The organism is Streptomyces sp. NBC_00096, assembly GCF_045041305.1.
Taxonomy (GTDB): Bacteria; Actinomycetota; Actinomycetes; order Streptomycetales; family Streptomycetaceae; genus Streptomyces.
The window spans coordinates 3,405,052-3,426,289 of record NZ_CP108221.1 but is presented as its reverse complement, the minus strand read 5'-3'; the positions used below and the strand labels follow the sequence as shown (position 1 = coordinate 3,426,289).

The window sequence follows — 21,238 nt, the reverse complement described above, 5'->3', positions numbered from 1 at the left end:
CGATGACGGCATGAAATACCTGGTTCGCGACAAACTGCTGGCCATCGGGGACGACTACTGGATCGAGGACGAGAACGGGCGCCCCGCCTTCCTCGTCGACGGGAAGGCGCTGCGCTTCCGGGACACCCTGGAGCTCAAGGATCCCGACGGGCGGATCCTGATCACGCTGCGGGCCAAGATGTTCAGCCTGCGCGACGCGATGACGCTGGAGCGGGACGACCAGCGGCTCGCGGTGATCCGCAGGAAGCGGTTCTCCCTGCTGCGCAACCACTTCCTCGTGACCCTGAACGAGGGCACCGAGCTCGACATCAGCGGCCGGATCCTGGACCGGGAGTTCAAGGTCGAGTACGACGGGGAGCTCCTCGCGCTGATCTCCCGCCAGTGGTACCGGGTCCGCGAGACGTACGCCGTCGACGTGATCCGCGAGGACGCGGACGCCTCGCTGCTGATCGCCGTCGCCGTGTGCGTGATCCGGATGGCGGAGAAGGAGCGGGAGGGGGACCGGGAGGACGAGGACTAGGGCGGGGAGTGGGGCGGGGAGTGGGGCGGGGAGTGGGGCGGGGAGTGGGGCGGGGAGTGGGGCGGGGAGTGGGGCGGGGAGTGCCTGGTCAGTCGCAGTCGCCGCGGCCGCACTCCTTGACCGGGCCGGCGCCGGGCATGCGGGCGAGGGCCTCGCGCAGGGCGGCCCGGCCGGCGGGGTCGAGGTCCTCGTCGTACGTGACCCTCAGCCGGGTGCCCGAGTCGAGGCCGCTCTCGCTGATGCCCGTCACCCCGTACTGCCAGAGGTCCGCCTCCGGGTCGGCGCCGGCCGTGCCGTACAGGTCGCCCGATATCTCCACGGAGTAGCTGTGCGAGGGCTTCAGCCAGACGTCGTACGCCAGCGGGGCCCCCGCCGTCACCAGGGTGGCGGCGGCGGCCACCGTGAGCCCGGCGTACACCCGGGCGAGGACCGGGCGGCGGCGCGGGTCCGCGGAGCGGGCCAGCAGGAGGATCACGCCGGAGGGGATCATCACGAACATGCCGATGCAGACCAGGAGGACACCGGCGACCGTCACCCCCGCACCCACGACGAGGCACCGGGAGCGGAACGCCTGCCGGTCCCGGACGAAGAGCGTCCAGGCGACGGCGAGGAACGGGAGGAGGAGGGGAATGCCGAGCGGGAACTGCGTCCCCCAGGCCGCGGCGGCGGCGGCGAGGAGCGCGGCCACCCCTGCCATCGACCGCTGGAGCCAGTGGATCCGCTCCGGAGCCGACTCCAGCTCCGACTCCAGCTCCGGCTCCGGCTCCGGCTCCGGGGTGGCCTGCGCCACCTGTTCCGCTACCGGTTCCGTCTGCGGTTCCGCTACCGGTTCCGTTACCGGACCCGCCTGCGCCCCCGTCTCCCCGTCCGCCATGCCCCGTACTCACCCTCTGTCCAGTGCCGACCTCGCACCAGTAGACCCCACCGCCTCAGCGGCCCAGACGGCGGTCCTTCAGGGCGGGGAACTGCTCGCGCGTCTCGGCGACCTTCTTCGGGTCGAGCTCCACCGTCAGGACGGACTCCCCCGGGCCCGCTTCCGCCAGGACCTCGCCCCAGGGGTCGACGACCAGGCTGTGGCCGGCCTGCTCGACGCCTCCGTTGGTGCCCGACGACCCGCAGGCGAGGACGTACGCCTGGTCCTCGACGGCGCGGGCCCGGTTCAGCAGCGTCCAGTGGCCCCGGCGGCGGGCCGGCCAGCCCGCGGACACGACCAGCGTCGTCGCCCCGGCGTCGACCAGTCCGCGGAACAGCTCCGGGAAGCGCAGGTCGTAGCAGGTGGCCAGGCCGAGGGTCTGCTCCGGCAGGGCGACGGTGGTCAGGGACTCCCCGGCGGACATCAGGACGGCCTCGCCCTGGTCGAAGCCGAAGCGGTGGATCTTGCGGTAGGTGGCGGCGAGCTCGCCCGCCGGGGAGAGGACGAGGGCGGTGTTGTAGAGCGAGCCGTCGCCCGCGCGCTCCACGAAGGAGCCGGCGTGCAGCCAGACCCCGGCGTCACGGGCCGCCGCGGACATGGCCTGGTAGGTCGGGCCGTCCAGCGGCTCCGCCTCCGTCTCGAACTGCTCGTAGGCGAAGGCGCCGACGGTCCACAGTTCGGGCAGGACGACGAGGTCCGAGGAGGCCTGTTCGCGTACGAGGTCGGCGACCCGGGAGCGGCGGGAACCCACCGACTCCCCCTCATTCACTGCGATTTGGATCAGGGAAGCGCGCACAGTACCACCGTCCTGGCTCTCAAGCCGTCAACTCGGGCCTACGATCGTCACACGAAAGCACTGCCGGGGTGCTCACCGGCAGCGTAGTTTTGAAGCCATTGCACAAGCTTCCAGAACGCGCCAACGCGCCAATGAACAGCACGCGAGGGGTCCCGTTGACCGTCCATCCGCACCCGAGTCTTCAGCCCTATGCCGACGCGTGGACCCACTCCATCGAGGCGATATCCGAGCTGGTCCTCCCGCTGACGGAGGGCGAGTGGAGCCGGGCGACGCCCTGCCCCAACTGGTCCGTGCGTGATGTCGTGTCACACATCATCGGGATTGAATGCGAGCAGCTCGGCGACCCGCGGCCGATACACACCCTGCCGAGGGATCTGCGGCACGTGGTCGACGAGTTCACCCGGTACATGGAAGTACAGGTCGACGTACGGCGTCACCACACCGCTCCCGAGATGACCTCGGAGCTGGAGTACACGATCATCCGCCGCTCGCGGCAGCTGCGGAACGAGAAGCGGGATCCGGACACCGTGATCCGCGGGCCGCTGGGCGAACCCGCGACCCTGGAGCACTCGCTGCGGCTGCGAGCCTTCGACGTGTGGATCCACGAGCAGGACCTGCGGGCGGCGCTGGGCGCGCCGGGGAACTGGGACTCCCCCGGCGCCCACGTGGCCCGGGACGTGCTGCTCGCCGGGCTGCCGAAGGTGGTCGCGAAGAAGGCGGGCGCGCCCGCGAACTCGGCCGTCGTCATCGACGTGCACGGGGCGCTGGAGTTCATGCGGACCGTACGGGTGGACGCGGAGGGCCGCGGCACGATCGACAAGGCCCCCTCGCTGGGCCCCGCGGTGGCGCTGACGCTGGACTGGGAGACGTACGTACGGCTCGCGACCGGGCGGGTGCGGGCGCACACCGTCGCCGACCGGGTCAAGGTGGAGGGGGACCCGGCGCTGGCGGAGGCCATCCTGGCCCAGTTCTCCGTGACTCCGTAGCGCCGGCCGTGCCCGCCGCCGCGCGCATCGTCAACGACCCCCGCACGCAGTGCGCACGTGGCCGTCCGGGGCGCTCATAGGCTCGCAGCACGCGTTTGGCCGGAACCCGACTCCTCGGAGCGGACGGACGGGAGCGAGCGGGCGGACGGGCGCACGGGCGGGAGAGGACGGGGGTCTGTCCCGCCCGGGCCCGTCGCCCGCGGTACGGGGGCCCGCTCGCGTTCGCGGGCCAGGGCCCGGCCGCGCAGGCGCAGGATCTGGCTGATGCCCACGAGCTCCAGGACGAAGACCGAGGAGAACGCGACGCGGTAGTCGTCGCCCGTGGCGTCGAGCAGCAGGCCCACCACCAGCAGGGTCGTCATCGAAGCGATGAAACCGCCCATGTTGGTGATTCCGGAGGCCGTGCCCTGACGCTCCGCCGGGTTGGCGGGACGGGCGAAGTCGAAGCCGATCATCGACGCCGGACCGCAGGTGCCCAGCACCAGGCAGAGGCCGACCAGCAGCCACATCGGCGCGTGGTCCCCGGGGTAGGCCAGGACCGAGCCCCACAGCAGCGCGGTGAGGGCGACCGTGCCCAGGGCGAGCGGGATCCGCGCGGACTGCCGCCGTCCGACGACCTGTCCGTAGACCAGGCCGAGCGCCATGTTCGAGGCGACCACCAGCGTCAGCAGCCCGCCCGCGGTGGTCCGCGAGAGCCCCTGCGCCTCGACGAGGAACGGCATGCCCCACAGCAGCAGGAACACCATCGCCGGGAACTGCGTCGTGAAGTGCACCCACAGGCCGAGCTTGGTGCCGGGCTCCTTCCAGGAGTCGGAGATCTGGCGCCGTACGAACTCCCCCGCGCCGGGACCCCCCGACGCGGGCCCCGCCGAGGGCGCGGGCCCGTACCCCTCGGGGTGGTCGCGCAGGAACAGCACGAGCGGGACCAGGACGACCAGCCCCGCCGCCGCGCTGCCCGCGAACGCCGGTGTCCAGCCGACCCCGTGCAGGACCGGCGCCAGCACCAGCGTGGAGACCAGGTTGCCCGCCATCCCGACCAGGCCGGCCAGCTGCGCCATCAGCGGGCCCCGCCGGGCCGGGAACCAGCGCGTGCCGAGCCGCAGCACGGAGATGAAGGTCATGGCGTCGCCGCAGCCGAGCAGGGCGCGGGCGGCCAGGGCCGTCCCGTAGGAGGGGGAGAGCGCGAAGCCGATCTGGCCGGCGGTGAAGAGCACGGCGCCGAGCGTCAGCACCTTCTTGGTGCCGAGGCGGTCCACCATCAGGCCGACGGGTATCTGCATGCCCGCGTAGACCAGCAGCTGGAGGAGGGAGAAGGTGGACAGCGCGGAGGCGTTCACGTGGAAGCGGTCGGCGGCCTCCAGTCCGGCGACGCCGAGGCTGGTGCGGAAGATGACCGCCACGAAGTAGACGGCGACGCCGATCGACCAGACGAGCACCGCCTTCCGGCCGCCCGGGGGGTCCTTCACCACATGGGTCACGGAGGGGGCGGGCGCGTCGCTCATCGGGCGGACCCCCGGACCAGTTCCCCGACCCGGCCCACGTGCGCCCGTACCGCCGCGGCGGCCGTGTCGGCGTCGCCCGCGCGCAGTGCGTCGAGGATCTCCGTGTGCTCGGCCAGCGTCCGCTCCACCCGCTCGGGGTGCGCGTGCAGCAGGGCCACGCCCATCCGCAACTGGCGGTCGCGCAGCTGGTCGTAGAGGCGGCACAGGATCTGGTTGCCGGCGCTGCGCACGATCTCCGCGTGGAAGGCCCGGTCGGCGGCCATCATCGCCCCGAGCTCGCCCGCGGCGCCGAGCCGGCGCTGCTCCTCGACCAGTTCCGCGAGCCGTTCCAGCAGTCCGGCCGGGGCGGGCACGGCCCTGCGTACGGTGAACTCCTCCACCAGCAGCCGGGTTTCGATCACGTCGGCGATCTCCTGGGCGGAGACCGCGAGGACGAGCGCGCCCTTCTTCGGGTACAGCTTCAGCAGGCCTTCGGTCTCCAGCCGCAGCAGCGCTTCTCGGACCGGCGTGCGGGAGACCCCGACGGCCTCGGCGAGCTCGCCCTCCGTCAGCAGGATCCCGCCCTCGTAGCGGCGGTCGAGCACGCCCTGCTTGACGTGTTGGTAGACGCGTTCGGCGGCGGTCACGGTGGTACTGGCGGATGGCATGCGCACAGCATAGATACAACAGAGGTGCAAGCCGGGAGCCCGTCCACGATGTGGACCTTGATTCCCGAGGCGGCTCCGGTCACCGCACTAGCCCGAAGCCGACACGGCCACGTCCAGGACGCACTCGTCGTACGGGGCCTCGTCCGGATACGGCGGGCGGACCTGCGCGAAGCGGATCCGGGCCCGGCCGCCGGCCAGCCCCCGCACGCGGTACACCCGCTCGACGGTCGCCCCGGGCAGCGGCGGCCGCGCGGCCCCGGCGTCCGGCGGCGGGCCCTCGGACACCGAGACGGCGTCCGCGTCGCCCGTCACCCGCCAGGTCCAGACGTACCCGCGCGCGCCGCGCCCGGTGAGCCGCAGCTCGTACTGCTCACCCGGCGCGAGCACCACCTCGCGCACCTCCACGCGGACTCCTCTCCGGCCATGGCGGCGGCGACGGCAACGGCGACTGCGACGACCTAGGCCGGGCCGATCACCGCCCCCTCGTGCCAGCCCGCACCGTCGCGCCAGTAGTGCTGGAGCAGGCGGTCGGCGCGCAGGACGATCACCTCCAGGTTGAACCCGAAGCTGCCCTGCAGCATCCCGGTGACGGCGAGCACGTCGTGGCCGAAGACCGCGGAGCGCTGCCAGGCTGCGCCGCCCGCGTTGTCGCGCCACCAGTGCTCCACGCGGCCGTCCGCGCCCGTCACGCACAGCTCGTAGTTCCCGGCGGTGTCCTCGTCGGCCGCCCCGTACTGCGCCTCGATCAGGCAGGGGGCCGAGGTGATACCGCTGCCGAAGATCTCGCCGGGGCGCCACACGAACCCGTTCGGGTCGTCGCGCCACCACAGCTGCATGCGGCCGTCGGTACGGGTCGCGACCAGGTCGAGGTGGCGGGAGCGGGTCTGGACCAGCGCCGGGCCGTAGTGGGCGATGCCGGAGGCGAAGCGGCCGCCGTCGTTCCAGGTCCAGGGGGCGCCGTTGATCCGCCACCAGTGGTTCAGGCGGCCGTCGGCGGTGCGGACGACCACCTCGAAATTGCCCGGCGCCCCGTAGTCGCTCTGGATGAAGGCCGGGGTCGTTCCGACCTCCGCGTCGCCGGGACCGAAGACGCCGCCGTCGCGCCAGGCTCCGGCGAAGTGCTCGTAGTACCAGTGGCGCAGCCGGCCGCCGGTGGTCACGTGCAGGGACTCCATGTTCCGGTTGTACGTGGTCCCCGTGAAGGCGGGCTGGCCGGAGGCGTCGGAGGCGAAGCTCCGGGCGCGGACCCACGCGAAGGGGGCTTCGCCCTCGCGCCACCAGTGCTGGAGGGAGCCGCCGGCGCCGATCGCCGCCATCTCGAAATTGCGGTGGGCGCGGCCGTTCCCGCTCTCGTAGACGTTTCCGGTGTGCAGGCGGCGCTTGCTCCACGGGTCGATGTTGGTGCCCACCAGCCCGCACTTGGCCCAGTGGTCGATCCGCACCTCGCCGTACGCGATCCGGCCGTGGCCGCCCACGTGGTAGCCCGTCCCCCAGGAGTTCTTGAACAGCCAGCAGCCGGCCGCGTCGTCGTAGCCGGTGATCAGGACGCAGTGACCGCCCGCGAGCCGGTCGCTGGTGCGGTGGTAGACGCCGGAACCGAGACCGAAGAAGTCGTCGTACACGTCGAAGCAGGCGGTCAGCGGCCCGACCGTGTCCAGCCACACCTTCTGCTGCTCCACGTCGCCGAGCCGGACGTGCTCGGGGATGCGGACGGTGCGGCCGGAACGGTCCCAGCTCGGGGTGTACTCCGCCCGCCAGGCCTCCCGGCGGTCGGCGGGGGTGCCGGGCGGCGGCGGCGAGTAGGGCCAGCAACCCGGGTCGGCGAGACCGCCGTTGGTCCGGATCCAGTCCAGCGCCGACTCGGGACTGCCCGTCTGCCCGCAGGGGGCCTTCAGCCCGTCGTGCACGTCACCCTCGGACCGCTCGGCCCATACGTGGTGCTCGATGCGGGCCATCGACTCCACCAGGCCGGCCGCCCCGAACGCCCAGCAGGAGCTGCACGGGTTCTGGTCCTTCACCTTGGTGATCCAGGGCCAGCCCCAGCGGCTGCGCCAGTCCACGGCCACCGGCCGGGCCGCCGCCGGGCCCCCGGTGCCCCGCAGCAGCCCGTGCGCCGCCCTGCGCCGGGTGAGGTGCGGATTGCCGCTCGCCGGGCCGATCAGCTGCCGCAGGTCCACGGCCGGCGCGGCCGCCGCGGTCGTGAGGGCGGCCCCCGGCGCCAGGCCCAGCGCGGGCCTGGGCACGGGGTCGTCGTCGGCGAGGTGTTCGCTCACGGACCAGCGCGCGCCCCTGGCCACGAGGTGCGCGCGCAGCTCGCCCGCCGACTGGACGTGCTGCTCCGACTGCTCCGGCATTCCGGCCCCCCAATGCAACCGTACGGATCCGAGCCCCGGGAGCGTCCACCTGGCCGGAGGGCGCGTCAAGGGGGTCCGTACGGTCGCGCGGCGGCACGCCGGTCGCACGCCGGGGTGCGGGCCGCTTACTCGATGGGGAGGCCGGGGGCCGGGAGCGCGGGGGCCGGGACGGGCAGCTCCGGGACCGGGAGCGCCGGGACCGGAAGCTCCGGGACCGGGAGGGTGGGCAGACCGGGCAGGCCGAGTCCGGTGAGCAGGGCGACCAGGGCGGCGACCAGGTCGGCCACCACCTCCTTGGCCTTGTTCAGGGCGTCGGCGGAGCACCCGCAGGCACCGGCGGCCTTGGTGAGGGCGTCCACGGAGGCCTTGAGCTTGTCGATGGCTCCGGTGACCGGGTCCAGCGGTCCGTCGGCGGCCTTGCGGGCGGCCACGGGGAGCGGGACGGGCAGCTTCGGGGTGTCGACCGGGAGCTTCGGCACCGGCAGGTTGGGCGTCTCCACCGGCAGCTTCGGCGCGTCCACCGGGAGCTTCGGCGCGTCCACCGGCGGCACCGGTACGGGCAGGGCAGGGGCGGCGGGCGGGCTCTTCTTCAGGTCCGCGAGCGCCGCGTCGACCTTCGCCTTCAGGGCCGCCAGGTCCGCCTCCTGGACCTTGCCGTCGGGGGCGCTGAGGATGGCGGTCAGCAGATCGGTGACGGGTTTGAGCAACCCGCCGACGGCGCCCAGCGCCTGGACCTTGGACAGCAGCGTCTCCGCTCCGGGGATGGCCTTCCCGGCCGGCGCGGCCGCCGCGGCCTGCGGCTTCCCGGACTCCGCGGTGGCCGTTGCCAGACCGGGGGACGCGGTCAGCAGGGTCAGGCACAGGGCAGCGGGAATGGTGTAGCGCGTGATGCGGTGCAACGGATCTCTCCTGTCGGAAGGCCATGGCAGTGGCCGGGGACCTGGGGACATGGGCAGGGGACGTGCCCATGTCCACTCACCGACACCCCGTCACCGCCCGCAACCCGATCCCCGGTTGCCCCAGGCATGACACGCCGGGCAACCGGCCTACACGAGCCCCTGACCTGCGCGGACACCATCACCCTCGGGCGATGCACCGTCAGGCGGACAGTCCGGGCCGGGGCCTGCCCGGACGGCTACGGGCGGCTACGGGCGGCTACGGGGCCAGCGCCTGGCCGCCGATGTCCGCCGCTCCCGCCAGCTGGCCCCGCCACCACGCCTCCGCCTCGCCGGCCCCCATGGCCCCCCAGTCCGGGGTCCGCTCCACCTGGGCCCGCCCCAGCCGCCGGGCCAGGGCCACCAGTTCCCGCCCCGCACCGCCCCGGGCGTCCTGGTAGTCGGCCAGCAGCTCCTCCCACGAACCGGCCCGGCGCCATGCCGTCTCGAAGGCGCTCGCGTCCTGCAGCGCCTTGGCCGCCCCGCTGGTGTTGTGCGGGCGCACCACGGACGCGGCGTCCCCGGCGAGCAGGCAGCGGCCCGCGGTGGTGCGGTCGGTCTCCAGGTCGTAGATCGGCTGGACGTAGACGTCCTGCGGGTCCGTCAGCCCGAGCACCCGGCCCCAGTACGGCGGGAACTCCCGCTCCAGCAACTGCGCCAGGTGGGCGGCCAGTTCCCCGGTCACCGTGCCCGGCGGGAAACTCGTCGGGTCGTCGAGCCGCAGCCCGGCCGCGGGCGGCGGGACGGCGTACAGCACCCAGTTGACGCGGAGCCCGCCGTCCGGCTCCGGGATCCGGTAGATCACGCAGCTCCCGCCGGGGAAGCACACCGTGCTCACCGCGTCGGAGGGCCAGTCGGCGCCGCCCGCCGCCGGGGAGTCCAGCCGCCGGGCGTCGAAGTGCCCGCGCCAGCACACGTACCCGGCGTACCGCGGCCGCGATCCGGGGCAGACCGCCTCGCGCACCACGGAGCGGTAGCCGTCGGCGCCGACCGCGAGGTCGTACCGCTCCACGGCCCCGCCGGCCAGCCGCACCTCGACTCCGCCCGCCGCCGGTGCCACCTCCGTGACGCCCTCGCCCTGCCGGTAGACCACCGAGTCGGGGGTCGCCTCCCGCAGCCCGCGCCACAGCAGGCCCCAGTGGTAGGAGTGGAACGGGAACGGCTGCTCCCAGATCACCCGCCCGGCCGGCCCCGCCACCGCATCGCGGACCACCCAGCGGCGCCGGGCCAGCGGGTGCGCGGGGATCCCGGCGGGCAGCGCCCCGGTCGCGGTGAGTTCGGCGGCGCGGTCGTCGTGGACGCACAGCCCGATCCCGCGGTCCGCGAGCCGTCCCTGCGTGCGCTCCAGCACCACCACCCGGGCCGCACCGGCCCGCGCGGCCGCCGAGGCGAACGCGCAGCCCGCGATGGAACCGCCGATCACCGCGACCGTACCCGTACCGCTCCGCATGGCCGCTCCCTCTGCCGCGACGAGTCCCCCGGGGCCCGACACCCTACTGGCGTTCCGGGTGCGGGCGGACCGTGCGGATCCGGCCACGCCGTACGGGAGACGCGATCAGCCGGTCGTCAGCTGCCACCTGACTTCCCCGTCGTGCCACTGACCGGTGGGGGTGAGCCCGGCCGCGGTGGCCACGGCGGCGGACGCCGTGTGGTCGGGGTGGACGTGCGCGACGACCGTGCGCACCCCGGCCGCCGCGAGCCAGGAGACCAGGGCGCGGGTGGCCTCGGTGGCGATGCCGCGCCGCTGCCAGGAGGTCCCCACGACCCAGGCGATCTCGGCGAGGCCGCCGCTCCCGTCGGCGGAGGCGGAGACCGTGGCCTGGACCGTGCCGGTCAGACGGGCCGCGGCGTCGAGCCGGACCACCCAGTTGCACCAGGACACGGCGGGGTCCGGCGAGCCGGCGACCAGGCGTTCGTAGCGCGTGCGCAGGGCCTGCGGGGTGAGCGGAGCGCCGCCGATGAAGGTGTGCAGGTCCGGATCGCCGAGCACGGCGGCCACCTCCTCGGCGTGCTCGGCCCGCAGGGGCAGCAGCGTCAGGCGGCCGGTGCTGATGGTTCCGGCTTCGAGGGCGGCCACGTGGTGCCGGCTGACGGCATCTTCTTCAGGATTCTCCACCCGCACAGTAGATCCGACACGGGCCGAACAAGCGCTCGGAAGGGCCGGATAAAGTCTCCCCATGGGGACCTGGACCGCGCCGAGCGCGATCGAGCGAGAGCTCTACGAGGCCAAGGCGCGCGGCGACTGGCCGGGCTACCTCGACGCACTCGCCCGCAGCGAGCTGTTCCTGCCGCAGTACCGCGCCCAGGTCGACGCCGAGCCCACGCAGGCCCGCTTCCACCCCACCCCCGACCGCGGCGCGCTCGTCGTCCTCACCCGTGGCATGCTGCCCGCGCCCGACCCGCACACCGTGTACCTCCCCCGGTCCCTCGCCTGGTTCGCGAACGCCTGGGACTCCGCCGACCCGCCCCACCTCGCCGTGAACCCCGGCTCCCCCGCCGAGGCCTACCTCACCACCACCCCCGCCGACCGCGCCCGCTGGCGCGCCCACTGGGACGCCGTCGCCCCGGTCTGGGGCCTCGCCCCCGGAGCCGTGCACTCCCTGCACACCGGCGGACCGCTCCACGGGCCCGTCGCGCACGGACTCGCCGTCGGCGCCCATCTGGCCGTCTCCAACGGGGAGTTCTGGAACGCCCTCGCCTACCACGGCAACGGCTACACCCGCGAGCGCGAACGGCTGCGCCAGAGCTGGGGCATCACCACCTCCGAGGGCTGGCACGAGGTCCTGCGCGGGATGCTCGGCGCCGACATGGTCAGCCCCGTCTGGGAGTTCGCGCTGCGCGTGCGCCGCGTCCTGGCCTCCGACTTCGCCGGCCCCGTCGACGTGGAGCACTGGCGGCACGCCGCCGCCTCCACCCTGCGCCGCAGCGCCGAGCGGGCCGCCGAACCGCAGCTCACCCCCGAGGGGGTCACCGTCGCCGAGCCCCGCCCCACCGCCGAGGTGGAGGGCGAGGTCGCGGGCGTGCAGCGGCTGATCGGCCGGATCGCCCGCTACGAGCAGCGCTTCCGCGCGGACGGACTGCTCGCCGACGGGGACTGGGTCCGCTCCGTCGAGGGCTGGGACCACGGCCGGGCCTCCCAGATGGCCCGCTGGGGCCTGGGCGCCCGCTACGGCACGCTCGCCGACGCCGAACGCGGCGTACTGCGCGCCGGGGAGGCGGCCCGCGGGGTGTACCGCTCCTGGGAGGAGTTCTCCGCCGGGTACGCGCTGGGGCGGTGCCTGCACTTCGACGAGGAGGAGTTCGGCGACTGGTACGCGGGCACGCTCGCCACGCACCTCACCCTGACCGGGGAACCGGCGAGCCCCTGGCGCAACATCCCCTGGCGGGGGACGGCCTAGGGTCCCGGAGTCTGCTGCCGGACGGCCGCGCCGAGGCGGTCGTACAGGGCGCGGCCGTAGGCGGTGAAGACGAGACCGAAGTCCGATGGCGGCCCGGACGACGGACGCGGCGTCGCCGCGGAGGTCGGCGACCGGTCCGGCGAAGCCCGGGGTGAGGTCGGCGTCCAGCCCGTCCGCCCCGGCGTCCGGCATCAGCAGGGACCCCAGCCCCCCGAAGAGGAGGAGGGCCCTCGCGCAGCCGTCTCCGGTATCCGCGGCGGGCGTTCCGGCCGGTTGCCACGCCCCCGGCCGGCACCGCGTGAGGCTCAGGCGGCCGAGGCCACGCGCGCCGCGAGGGACTTGCCCTTCGTCTCCGCGTCCGCGACCGCCTTGGCGTACGAGGCCTCCGCGAGGGGGATGAGCTCGGCCATCGCCGGGTTGCTCGCGGCCAGGGTCAGCTCGGGGACGATGAAGTCGACCTCGGCACCGAACATGGAGGTCAGCAGCCCCTCCAGGTAGTTCTGCACGTACTCCAGGCCCTCGCGCGGGGTACCCGGGGCGTAGGAGCCGCCGCGGCTGGCGACGACGGTGACCGGCAGGCCCTTGAGGGGGGACTCGGGGCCCGCGGTGCGGCCCATCACGATGACCTGGTCGAGCCAGGCCTTCAGGGTCGAGGGGATCGCGAAGTTGTACATCGGGGCGCCGATCAGCACGGCGTCCGCCTGCTCCAGCTCCGCCACCAGCTTCAGCCGCTCGGCGAAGGCCGCGGCCTGCTCGGGGCTGTGGGTGGAGGGGTCGGTGAAGGCGGCGGACGCGGCGAGGCCGTCGAGGTGCGGGACGGGGGCGGCCGACAGGTCGCGGTAGACGACCGTGCCCTCGGGGTGCTGCTCCTCCCAGGCCTGGCGGAACGCGGCGGTCACCGCACGCGAGGCGGAACCGGCGGCGGGGCTCAGGGACGAGTCCAGGTGCAGAAGGGTGGCCATGGGAACCTCCAGAGAGAGTGCTTTTTCGTACGTCACTATTGATAACACAGTCACTTACTTTTTTTCACCCCCTAAGGCGCGGGTAGTACCCTGGGGTCATGGCGGACAAGGGGAAGCACCAGGACACAGAGGCGTGCAGCCGGGTCAGCGACGGCATCACGCAGGTCTTCGGGCTGCTCGGAAAGCGCTGGACCGGCGTGATCCTGGCCTCCCTGATGGCGGGCCCGGTGCACTTCGCGGACCTGCGCAGGTCCATCTCCGGCATCAGCGAGCGCATGCTGTCCGACCGGCTGGTCGAGCTCGGCGCGGCCGGCCTCGTGCTGCGCGAGGTGGACGAAGGGCCGCCGCTGCGGGTGGCCTACCGGCTGACGGATTCGGGCGCCGCGCTGAAACCCGCGCTCACGGAGCTGGGCCAGTGGGCGGAGAAGTGCCTGCTCAAGGGCGAGGGCACCTGCTGACCTGCCCTAGTCCCCGCGCATCCGCCGAACCGGGCGCGCGCGGGCCGGCATCCCAACTACCGTTCCCCGCATGACTTCTGTGCTGAACGACACGGTACGCAAGCTGCTCGACGCCCCGCACCCGGCGGTGCTGGCCACACTGAACCCCGATGGCAGTCCCCAGAGTTCGGTGGTGTGGGTGACCCGCGACGGGGACCAGATCCTGATCTCCACCGAACGCGGCCGCCGCAAGGAACGCAACATCGCGCGGGACGCCCGCATCGGCCTCACCGTCTTCGACCTGGCCAACCCCTTCCTCTACGCCGAGATCCGCGGCACCGCCACCGTCACCGAGGACACCGGCCGGGCCGTGGCCGTCCGCATCGCGGAGGAGTACCAGGGTCCGGGCGCGGGCCAGGCCTACGCGAACGCCCCGGCCGAGCAAGTACGGGTCGTCGTACGCCTCACCCCGGCCAAGGTGCTCGGCAACGCGGCCCGCCAGGGCTAGGGCAGCGGGTCCTGGGCGGCCGGGGCCTAGGGCGGCCGGGGCCTAGGGCAGCCGGGGCCTCAGCGCCGTCCAGGCGTCGGCCGCCGCGGCCAGGGGGTCGGTGGCGGCCAGGTGCGGGCGGGCCGGGTCCATGCAGGGGATCAGGTTCTTGATGCGGCGCAGGTGCTGGATGGCGGGGCGCGGCAGGTCCCGCCAGGCGCGGGCCTGCCCGGCCGCCTGGGCCGGGGTCAGGCCGAAGCGGGCCAGCACGTCCCGGCAGAGCGCGGCGGGGTCGCGGTCGGGATCCCCGTCCTCGCCGGGGCCGAAGCACTGGATCAAGTAGGCACGTACGTAGGGCTGTTCCTCCGGACGCCCGGCCCGGTCGAGGGCCGCCAGCGCGATCCGGCCCCAGCGCAGCCGCATCCCGTCGGGCAGCGCGTCGTCCTGCATCCGGGCCGTCGCCAGGGCCCGCAGCGGCCCCGGATGCGGCTCCTCCAGCAGCGACGGCCCGGTGGCCAGCCAGGCCTCCACCTCCGCCAGCGCGTGCCCGCCCGGCGGTACGTACGTCAGCACCTGCCCCCGGGCGAGCAGCGCGACCACCGCCCCCGTGAGGTGGACCTTGGCCACGCGGCCGGCCCCGAAGCACTCCACCGTGCGCCCGTACCGCTCGATCCGGCGCAGCCCGAGCCGGAGCTCCCCGGCCGCGTAGACCTGCCCGGGCCGGGCGACTCCGCCGACGCACCGCACCACGCACACGCCACCCGTGGCATCGGCCGCCTCGACGGCGTACACCTGCAACTCGGCGATGGACACCCGCCCCACCCCTCTCCAGGCCCGGGAGGCTACCGCGTTTCAGTTCCCGCTCCGGCCGGTTCCCCGCTTCCGGAAGGCTTCCCGTGCCGCGCGCACCGCGGCCTCGAGGGGAAACGCTGCGCGGGGCCCCGCCGGTTCCCCTCAGGCGTCCTGGGATGACTCCAGCACCAGGCGGATCTCGGTCACCTCGTAGCCGGCGCGGGTGAAGGCGGCGGCCATCGGCGCGTTCACGGTGTCCGTGGTGGCGGTGATGCGCTCGGCTCCCTCGGAGGCGTGGAAGCGGGTGATCTCGGCGAGGATCTCGTCGATCAGGCCCTGGCCGCGCTGTTCGGGGACGACGCCGAGGTAGCCGACGTTGCGGTGGTACGGGGTCGCGGAGGGGATCGCCATTCCGGCGAGCGTGCCGTCCGGCAGGTGGGCCAGGCGCCACCAGGAGCGCTCGCCCGGGCAGTCGGTGTAGAACTCGATGTCGTCGCGCGCCAGTTCCTCGGCGTCGATCGTGCGCAGCTCGTTCTGCGTGTGCAGGTCCAGGCTGCCGGCCGACAGCCGGACGAAGGCGTCGAGGAACTCCTCGTCGGTGCCCTCGCGGAAGACGAGGCGGCCGGTGGGCGCGGCGGTACCGGCGGCCGGGGTCCACTCGAAGCGGAGCCGTTCGATCTCGCGGGTCAGACCGGTCTTGTACGCGGCCTCCTGCCGCCAGGCGATCGCGTCGGCCAGGCCGCCGGGGGCGGTGCGCCAGTCGCGCGGCAGCGAGATGTTGTAGTCGGGGAGCCTGCCGAAGGCCTCGTGCCCGGCGGCGAGCAGCCCGGCGGCGACGGAGGCCGGGTCGGCCACGGAGCTCCGTACCTGGAGGCAGTCGAGCACGGCCGGCCGCTCGCTGTCGCCGCGGCCCCACCACAGGGCGCGGGCCAGTATCTCGCCGTCCTCGTCCTCGGCGATCCAGGTCCACTCGGGACGCATCTGGTTCGCGGCGAGTTCCTCGCGGATCTTCTCGGGGGTGAGGGCGGGGACGGGGCCGTCTGCCGGGTAGGCGAGGGCACGGTCCAGGTCTGTGGGGTCTGCGAGGGCAGAGCGGAAGCGCATGGGCCGATGATCACATCGCCGGGGGGTGTTCCCCAAGGCATTTGCGCACGTCAGCAGGGATTTCACAGGTCAAAGGCGGAGGACCGGCCTCCGGGCGGTTGCCCGCAGGCCGGTCTTCCGGTGGCCGTCAGGACCAGGTGATCAGACGGCGGGGGTGCTCCAGGACGGCGGCGATGTCCGCGAGGAAGCGGGAGCCGAGTTCGCCGTCGATGAGGCGGTGGTCGAAGGAGAGCGCCAGCGTGGTGACGTGGCGGGGCTTGACCTTGCCCTTGTGGACCCACGGCTGGAGCTTGATCGCGCCGACCGCGAGGATCGCGGACTCGCCGGGGTTCAGGATGGGCGTGCCGGTGTCGACGCCGAAGACGCCGACGTTGGTGATGGTGATGGTGCCGTTCTGCATGTCGGCCGGGGAGGTCTTGCCCTCGCGGGCCGTGGCGACCAGCCCGGACAGGGCCCCGGACAGCTCCGGGAGCGTCTTGGCGTCGGCGTCCTTGATGTTCGGGACGATGAGCCCCCGGGGGGTGGCCGCGGCGATGCCCAGGTTGACGTAGTGCTTGAGCACGATCTCCTGGGCCGCCTCGTCCCACGAGGCGTTGACCTCGGGATTGCGGCGGATCGCCACGAGGACGGCCTTGGCGATCAGGAGCAGCGGGTTGATCCGGAGCCCCTCGAGGTCCGGGTCCGCCTTGAGCTCCTGGACCAGCTTCATCGTCCGGGTCACGTCGAAGGTGATGAACTCGGTGACGTGCGGCGCGGTGAAGGCCGAGCCGACCATGGCCTGGGCGGTGACCTTGCGGACGCCCTTGACCGGGATGCGGGTCTCCCTGGCCGGTACCGCCGCCGGGGCGGTTGCCACGGCCTGGACCGGGGCCGGAGCCGGGGCCGCCGGAGCCACGGACTGCGGGGCGATGGCCGCGGCCGCGTGCACGTCCTCGCGGGTCACGATCCCGCCGTCGCCGGTCGGGACCACGGCCGCCAGGTCGATGCCGAGGTCCTTGGCCAGCTTGCGCACCGGCGGCTTCGCCAGCGCCCTGGCACCGGAGCCGGCGGAGCCGTTCTGCGCCGGAACCACGACGGCCGGGGCCACCGGGGTCACCGGGGCCGCGGGCACCGCGGCGGCCGGGGCCGCCTGGGCCACGCCCGTGCCGTTCTGCGCGGCGAGCGCGGGCTGCGGAGCCTTGCGCGGGCGGCGCTTCGTAGAGGCGGTGGAGACCCCGTAGCCGACCAGGACGGGCTGGCGGGCCGCAGGAGCCTCGGGCTCCGCCTCGGCGGCGACCGGGGCGGCGGCGACCGGGGCAGCGGCGGCGGCCGCGGCCGGAGCCTCGTCCGCCGGACCTGTCCGGACCGAGATGATGACCTGGCCGACGTCGACCGTGACGCCCTCTTCGAAGAGGAGCGCGTGCACGACCCCGTCGAAGGGGATCGGCAGCTCGACGGCCGCCTTCGCCGTCTCGACCTCGCAGACGACCTGTCCGTCGGTGACGGTGTCACCCGGCTGGACGTACCACTTGAGGATTTCCGCCTCGGTGAGGCCCTCGCCCACGTCGGGCATCTTGAATTCGCGGATGGTCACGGCTCTCCTCAGTACGCCAGCGAGCGGTCGACTGCGTCGAGCACCCTGTCCAGGCCGGGCAGGTACTCGTCCTCCAGGCGGGCCGGCGGGTACGGGGCGTGGTAGCCGCCCACCCGCAGCACGGGCGCCTCCAGGTGGTAGAAGCACCGCTCAGTGATGCGGGCGGCGATCTCCGAACCCACGCCGAGGAACACCGGGGCCTCGTGGACGACCACGAGCCGCCGGGTGCGCTCCACCGAGGCCTGCAGTCCGTCGAAGTCGATCGGGGACATCGAGCGCAGGTCCACGACCTCCACCGACTTGCCCTCCTCTGCGGCGGCCGCGGCGGCCTCCAGGCAGACCTTCACCATGGGCCCGTAGGCCGCAAGGGTGATGTCGGTGCCCGCGCGGGCCACCCGCGAGCCGTGCAGCGCGTCGGGGATGGCCTCGACGTCGACCTCGCCCTTGTCCCAGTAGCGGCGCTTCGGCTCGAAGAAGATCACCGGGTCGTCGCTGAGGATCGCCTGCTGGAGCATCCAGTAGGCGTCGCTGGCGTTCGAGGGCGAGACCACCTTCAGGCCCGGGACGTGCGCGAACAGCGTCTCCGGGGACTCCGAGTGGTGCTCGACCGCGCCGATGCCGCCCGCGTAGGGGATGCGGATGACGACCGGCATCTTGATCGTGCCGAGAGAGCGCGCGTGCATCTTGGCGAGCTGCGTGACGATCTGGTCGTACGCCGGGAAGACGAACCCGTCGAACTGGATCTCCACGACCGGCCGGTACCCGCGCAGGGCCAGGCCGATCGCGGTGCCGACGATGCCCGACTCGGCGAGCGGCGTGTCGATGACCCGCTCCTCGCCGAAGTCCTTCTGCAGTCCGTCGGTGATGCGGAAGACACCGCCCAGCTTGCCCACGTCCTCGCCCATGATCAGGACCTTCGGGTCCTGCTCCAGGGCCTTGCGCAGCGAGTCGTTGAGCGCCTTGGCGATGGTCAGCTTCTGTACGGCCATGACGGTCACTCCCCGCCTTCGAAGGACGCGAGGTAGGCGGCGAACTGCGCGCGCTCCTCGTCGACGAGCGCGTGCCCGTCCGCGTAGACGTTCTCGAAGATCGCCATGGTGTCCGGGTCGGGCATCGAGCGCACGACCTCGCGCACCCGCTTGCCGAGGGCCTCGCTCTCGGCCTCCAGCTCCGCGAAGTACGCCTCGTCGGCGCCTCCGGTGGCCAGCAGGTGGGCCTTCAGGCGCAGGATCGGGTCCTTGGCCTCCCAGGCCGCCGTCTCCTCGTCGCGCCGGTACTTCGTCGGGTCGTCGGAGGTGGTGTGCGCGCCCATCCGGTACGTGAAGGCCTCCACCAGGGTGGGTCCCTCTCCCCGGCGGGCCCGCTCCAGCGCCCAGCGGGTGACCGCCAGGCAGGCCAGCACGTCGTTGCCGTCCACCCGGACGCCCGGGAAGCCGAAGCCCTTGGCGCGCTGGTACAGCGGCACGCGCATCTGGCGCTCGGTCGGCTCGGAGATCGCCCACTGGTTGTTCTGGCAGAAGAACACCACGGGGGAGTTGTAGACCGCCGAGAAGGTGAAGGCCTCCGCGACGTCTCCCTGGCTGGAGGCGCCGTCGCCGAAGTAGGCGATGACGGCCGAGTCGGCCCCGTCCTTGGCCACGCCCATCGCGTACCCGGTCGCGTGCAGCGTCTGGGAGCCGATGACGATCGTGTACAGGTGGAAGTTGTTGGTGGTCGGGTCCCAGCCACCGTGGTTCACACCGCGGAACATGCCGAGGAGGTTGGTCGGGTCGACCCCGCGGCACCAGGCCACGCCGTGCTCGCGGTAGGTCGGGAAGACGTAGTCGTCGTCGCGCAGGGCCCGGCCGGAGCCGATCTGGGCGGCCTCCTGGCCGAGCAGCGAGGCCCACAGGCCCAGCTCGCCCTGGCGCTGGAGGGCGGTCGCCTCCCCGTCGAAGCGGCGGGTCATGACCATGTCGCGGTAGAGACCGCGCAGGTCCTCGGTGGTGATGTCGGCGACGTAGGGGGCGAATTCCGCGACGTCGGGATTGTCCGCGACGTCGACCCGGTCCCCCTCGGGCGTCAGCAGCTGTACGAACTGGGGCTCGGCGTCATGCGTCTGCGCGGTGGCGGCGGCGGGGGTCTTGGCGGCGCTCGCCGCGCCTGCCGCCCGCTTGGTGCCGCTGCTGCGTCGCGGCTTGCGCGCGGCAGTGCTCTCCACGGTCACGATTGCTCCTCCGTCGGTCCGGCACCCGGGTTCTCCGGGGACCAGTGCGGCTCACCTGTATCTCTGCCCGCGCACGGGGTGGGTGCGCTTCGGGTCTGGGATTCAGGCGTGACAGGTGCCCCGGCGAGTGCCCTGCGCAATGCACGTTACCCAGTGCGTCGCATAACTGCGAAACCCCGTTTGACCTGCGATTTTGCTTGGATTTCCAAGTAAATCGGCGGAACCGGGAACAACCACTGGTCACAGCCTTGCAGGGGGCCGGAACAACGGCACGTTATCCCGGTCGTCACCGGCAGGGAAGGGGTGAGTGTGTGAAACTGAGTTCGTGCGCGAAAACGGAAAAATCAAGGTATTCCTCCTGGACGACCACGAAGTGGTACGCCGGGGTGTTCACGAGCTGCTGTCGATGGAAGCCGACATCGAGGTCGTCGGTGAGGCCGGTACGGCCGCCGACGCACTGGTCCGCATCCCCGCCACCCGCCCCGACGTGGCCGTCCTCGACGTCCGCCTGCCCGACGGCAGCGGTGTGGAGGTGTGCCGCGAGGTGCGCTCCCAGAACGAGGACATCAAGTGCCTGATGCTCACCTCGTTCGCCGACGACGAGGCGCTGTTCGACGCGATCATGGCGGGTGCCTCGGGCTACGTGCTGAAGGCGATCCGCGGCAATGAGCTGCTCAACGCCGTACGGGACGTGGCGGCCGGCAAGTCGCTGCTGGACCCCGTGGCCACGGCCCGGGTGCTGGAGCGGCTGCGCGACGGCAAGAACGGCAAGGGCGACGACCGCCTGTCGAACCTCACCGAGCAGGAACGCAAGATCCTCGACCTGATCGGCGAGGGCCTGACGAACCGCGTGATCGGCGAGCGCCTGCACCTGGCCGAGAAGACCATCAAGAACTACGTCTCCAGCCTGCTGTCCAAGCTGGGCATGGAGCGCCGGTCCCAGGCCGCCGCGTACGTGGCCCGCCTACAGGCCGAGAAGCGGAACTAGTCCCTCTCGGAACTGGTCCCCCTCGGACTGAGCATTCGCCGAACCGGTCCCCCTCGGACCGAGCATTCGCTACACAGCGTCACGCCCCGTGGTTGCACGATTCCACGGGGCGCGCTGTTTGATTCGGGACCTACGTCCCCGATGTGCGGGGCGGGCTCCTCTTTTCCGGCACCGTGTCGGTACCGGAAAGTGGATGACATGTCCCCAGAGGAACTCCACGCCATCGAACTGCTGCGCCGCGTGCCGTACGGCCGGGCCGCCACCAGCATGCGCGCGCTGCCCTTCCTCGCGGTCGCGCGCCACATCGTGGTGAACGGCAAGGTCGTCCTGAGAATGCACGCCGGTTTCGGCTACCACCACGCCTGCAACGGCAGCGTGGTTTCCTACGGCGCCGACAACTTCAATTCCAACGAGCCGCATCTGTGGTCGGTGCAGTTCACCGGTACCGCGAACATCGTCGAACCCACCACCGCCGAACTGGAACTGTTCGGCCCGGGTCCGCACTTCGTGGACGGCGCGGTCTTCGACCCCGTCTACATGCGGATCGAGCCCCACCTCGTCACCGTGCACACCCTCGCGGGCAATCTGGACCGGCAGTACCAGCACGCGCTCTGAGCGACCCCCGCGGGACTTCGGTC

22 protein-coding genes are annotated in these 21,238 nt (G+C 73.0%); 7 read left to right on the top strand and 15 right to left on the bottom strand.

The genetic code is table 11. The features are described 5' to 3' along the window. Positions 1–10 precede the first annotated feature (10 nt). Complete coding sequence (locus OG904_RS14985; protein ID WP_405491116.1) at positions 11–520, top strand: LURP-one-related/scramblase family protein; 510 nt, start codon at positions 11–13, stop codon at positions 518–520. Between the two features lie 88 nt (positions 521–608). On the opposite strand, the gene OG904_RS14980 is transcribed toward OG904_RS14985, so the two are convergent. Next, positions 609–1,310, bottom strand: a complete 702-nt coding sequence (locus OG904_RS14980) for a hypothetical protein (protein ID WP_405491114.1) — start codon at positions 1,308–1,310, stop codon at positions 609–611. Between the two features lie 139 nt (positions 1,311–1,449). Further along, positions 1,450–2,229: a carbon-nitrogen family hydrolase gene (locus tag OG904_RS14975; RefSeq protein WP_405491112.1), complete on the bottom strand. Its 780-nt coding sequence runs from the start codon at positions 2,227–2,229 to the stop codon at positions 1,450–1,452. Between the two features lie 155 nt (positions 2,230–2,384). On the opposite strand from OG904_RS14975, the gene OG904_RS14970 reads away from it, so the two are divergent. Further along, the gene (locus tag OG904_RS14970) at positions 2,385–3,215 is read left to right on the top strand and encodes a maleylpyruvate isomerase family mycothiol-dependent enzyme (RefSeq protein ID WP_405491110.1); all 831 of its coding nucleotides are present in this window, start codon (positions 2,385–2,387) and stop codon (positions 3,213–3,215) included. A 74-nt stretch (positions 3,216–3,289) separates the two neighbouring features. Here the strand turns inward: OG904_RS14970 and OG904_RS14965 are convergent, their stop codons facing one another. From OG904_RS14965 to OG904_RS14935, 7 genes are all read right to left on the bottom strand, one after another. Then, positions 3,290–4,717, bottom strand: coding sequence for a nitrate/nitrite transporter (locus OG904_RS14965; RefSeq protein WP_405491108.1), 1,428 nt, complete (start codon positions 4,715–4,717; stop codon positions 3,290–3,292). Continuing rightward, positions 4,714–5,364 carry a GntR family transcriptional regulator gene (locus OG904_RS14960; protein WP_405491106.1) on the bottom strand — a complete coding sequence of 217 codons (651 nt, stop codon included), beginning with the start codon at positions 5,362–5,364 and terminating at the stop codon, positions 4,714–4,716. Before OG904_RS14960 ends, OG904_RS14965 begins: the two co-directional genes overlap by 4 nt. Positions 5,365–5,451: 87 nt before the next feature. Continuing rightward, positions 5,452–5,769 (bottom strand): protease inhibitor I42 family protein, encoded by a 318-nt coding sequence (locus OG904_RS14955; RefSeq protein WP_405491104.1) that lies wholly within the window; start codon positions 5,767–5,769, stop codon positions 5,452–5,454. A gap of 53 nt (positions 5,770–5,822) precedes the next feature. Further along, a complete protein-coding gene (locus OG904_RS14950) occupies positions 5,823–7,718 on the bottom strand; it encodes a C1 family peptidase (RefSeq protein WP_405491102.1) in 1,896 nt (631 codons plus the stop codon). A gap of 125 nt (positions 7,719–7,843) precedes the next feature. Then, positions 7,844–8,617 (bottom strand): hypothetical protein, encoded by a 774-nt coding sequence (locus OG904_RS14945; protein WP_405491100.1) that lies wholly within the window; start codon positions 8,615–8,617, stop codon positions 7,844–7,846. Positions 8,618–8,873: 256 nt separating this feature from the next. After that, entirely contained in the window at positions 8,874–10,103 is a 1,230-nt protein-coding gene (locus tag OG904_RS14940) for a monooxygenase (RefSeq protein ID WP_405491098.1), read from the bottom strand. Positions 10,104–10,208: 105 nt separating this feature from the next. After that, positions 10,209–10,730, bottom strand: coding sequence for a GNAT family N-acetyltransferase (locus OG904_RS14935; protein WP_405498021.1), 522 nt, complete (start codon positions 10,728–10,730; stop codon positions 10,209–10,211). 100 nt (positions 10,731–10,830) lie between these two features. On the opposite strand from OG904_RS14935, the gene OG904_RS14930 reads away from it, so the two are divergent. Beyond that, the gene (locus tag OG904_RS14930) at positions 10,831–12,051 is read left to right on the top strand and encodes a DUF1266 domain-containing protein (protein ID WP_405491096.1); all 1,221 of its coding nucleotides are present in this window, start codon (positions 10,831–10,833) and stop codon (positions 12,049–12,051) included. A gap of 305 nt (positions 12,052–12,356) precedes the next feature. On the opposite strand, the gene OG904_RS14925 is transcribed toward OG904_RS14930, so the two are convergent. Continuing rightward, positions 12,357–13,013, bottom strand: coding sequence for an FMN-dependent NADH-azoreductase (locus OG904_RS14925; RefSeq protein WP_405491094.1), 657 nt, complete (start codon positions 13,011–13,013; stop codon positions 12,357–12,359). 98 nt (positions 13,014–13,111) lie between these two features. Here OG904_RS14925 and OG904_RS14920 point away from each other — a divergent pair, with 98 nt between their 5' ends. Both OG904_RS14920 and OG904_RS14915 read left to right on the top strand, forming a co-directional pair. Continuing rightward, positions 13,112–13,471: a winged helix-turn-helix transcriptional regulator gene (locus tag OG904_RS14920; protein WP_405491092.1), complete on the top strand. Its 360-nt coding sequence runs from the start codon at positions 13,112–13,114 to the stop codon at positions 13,469–13,471. A gap of 70 nt (positions 13,472–13,541) precedes the next feature. Beyond that, on the top strand, positions 13,542–13,958 hold the full coding sequence (locus OG904_RS14915; protein ID WP_405491090.1) for a PPOX class F420-dependent oxidoreductase: 417 nt from the start codon (positions 13,542–13,544) through the stop codon (positions 13,956–13,958). Between the two features lie 42 nt (positions 13,959–14,000). Here the strand turns inward: OG904_RS14915 and OG904_RS14910 are convergent, their stop codons facing one another. The 5 genes from OG904_RS14910 to pdhA all read right to left on the bottom strand — a co-directional run bounded on the left by OG904_RS14910 (position 14,001) and on the right by pdhA (position 19,612). Then, the gene (locus OG904_RS14910) at positions 14,001–14,750 is read right to left on the bottom strand and encodes a hypothetical protein (RefSeq protein WP_405491088.1); all 750 of its coding nucleotides are present in this window, start codon (positions 14,748–14,750) and stop codon (positions 14,001–14,003) included. 141 nt (positions 14,751–14,891) lie between these two features. After that, entirely contained in the window at positions 14,892–15,833 is a 942-nt protein-coding gene (locus OG904_RS14905; RefSeq protein ID WP_405491086.1) for a GNAT family N-acetyltransferase, read from the bottom strand. Positions 15,834–15,960: 127 nt separating this feature from the next. Then, positions 15,961–17,385 (bottom strand): dihydrolipoamide acetyltransferase family protein, encoded by a 1,425-nt coding sequence (locus tag OG904_RS14900; RefSeq protein WP_405498019.1) that lies wholly within the window; start codon positions 17,383–17,385, stop codon positions 15,961–15,963. Positions 17,386–17,414: 29 nt separating this feature from the next. Continuing rightward, complete coding sequence (locus tag OG904_RS14895; protein WP_405491084.1) at positions 17,415–18,395, bottom strand: alpha-ketoacid dehydrogenase subunit beta; 981 nt, start codon at positions 18,393–18,395, stop codon at positions 17,415–17,417. Positions 18,396–18,400: 5 nt separating this feature from the next. After that, positions 18,401–19,612 carry a pyruvate dehydrogenase (acetyl-transferring) E1 component subunit alpha gene (gene pdhA / locus OG904_RS14890; protein ID WP_405491082.1) on the bottom strand — a complete coding sequence of 404 codons (1,212 nt, stop codon included), beginning with the start codon at positions 19,610–19,612 and terminating at the stop codon, positions 18,401–18,403. 325 nt (positions 19,613–19,937) lie between these two features. Here pdhA and OG904_RS14885 point away from each other — a divergent pair, with 325 nt between their 5' ends. Both OG904_RS14885 and OG904_RS14880 read left to right on the top strand, forming a co-directional pair. Beyond that, complete coding sequence (locus OG904_RS14885) at positions 19,938–20,600, top strand: response regulator (RefSeq protein WP_405491080.1); 663 nt, start codon at positions 19,938–19,940, stop codon at positions 20,598–20,600. 198 nt (positions 20,601–20,798) lie between these two features. Further along, entirely contained in the window at positions 20,799–21,215 is a 417-nt protein-coding gene (locus tag OG904_RS14880) for a pyridoxamine 5'-phosphate oxidase family protein (protein ID WP_405491078.1), read from the top strand. Positions 21,216–21,238: the final 23 nt, after the last annotated feature.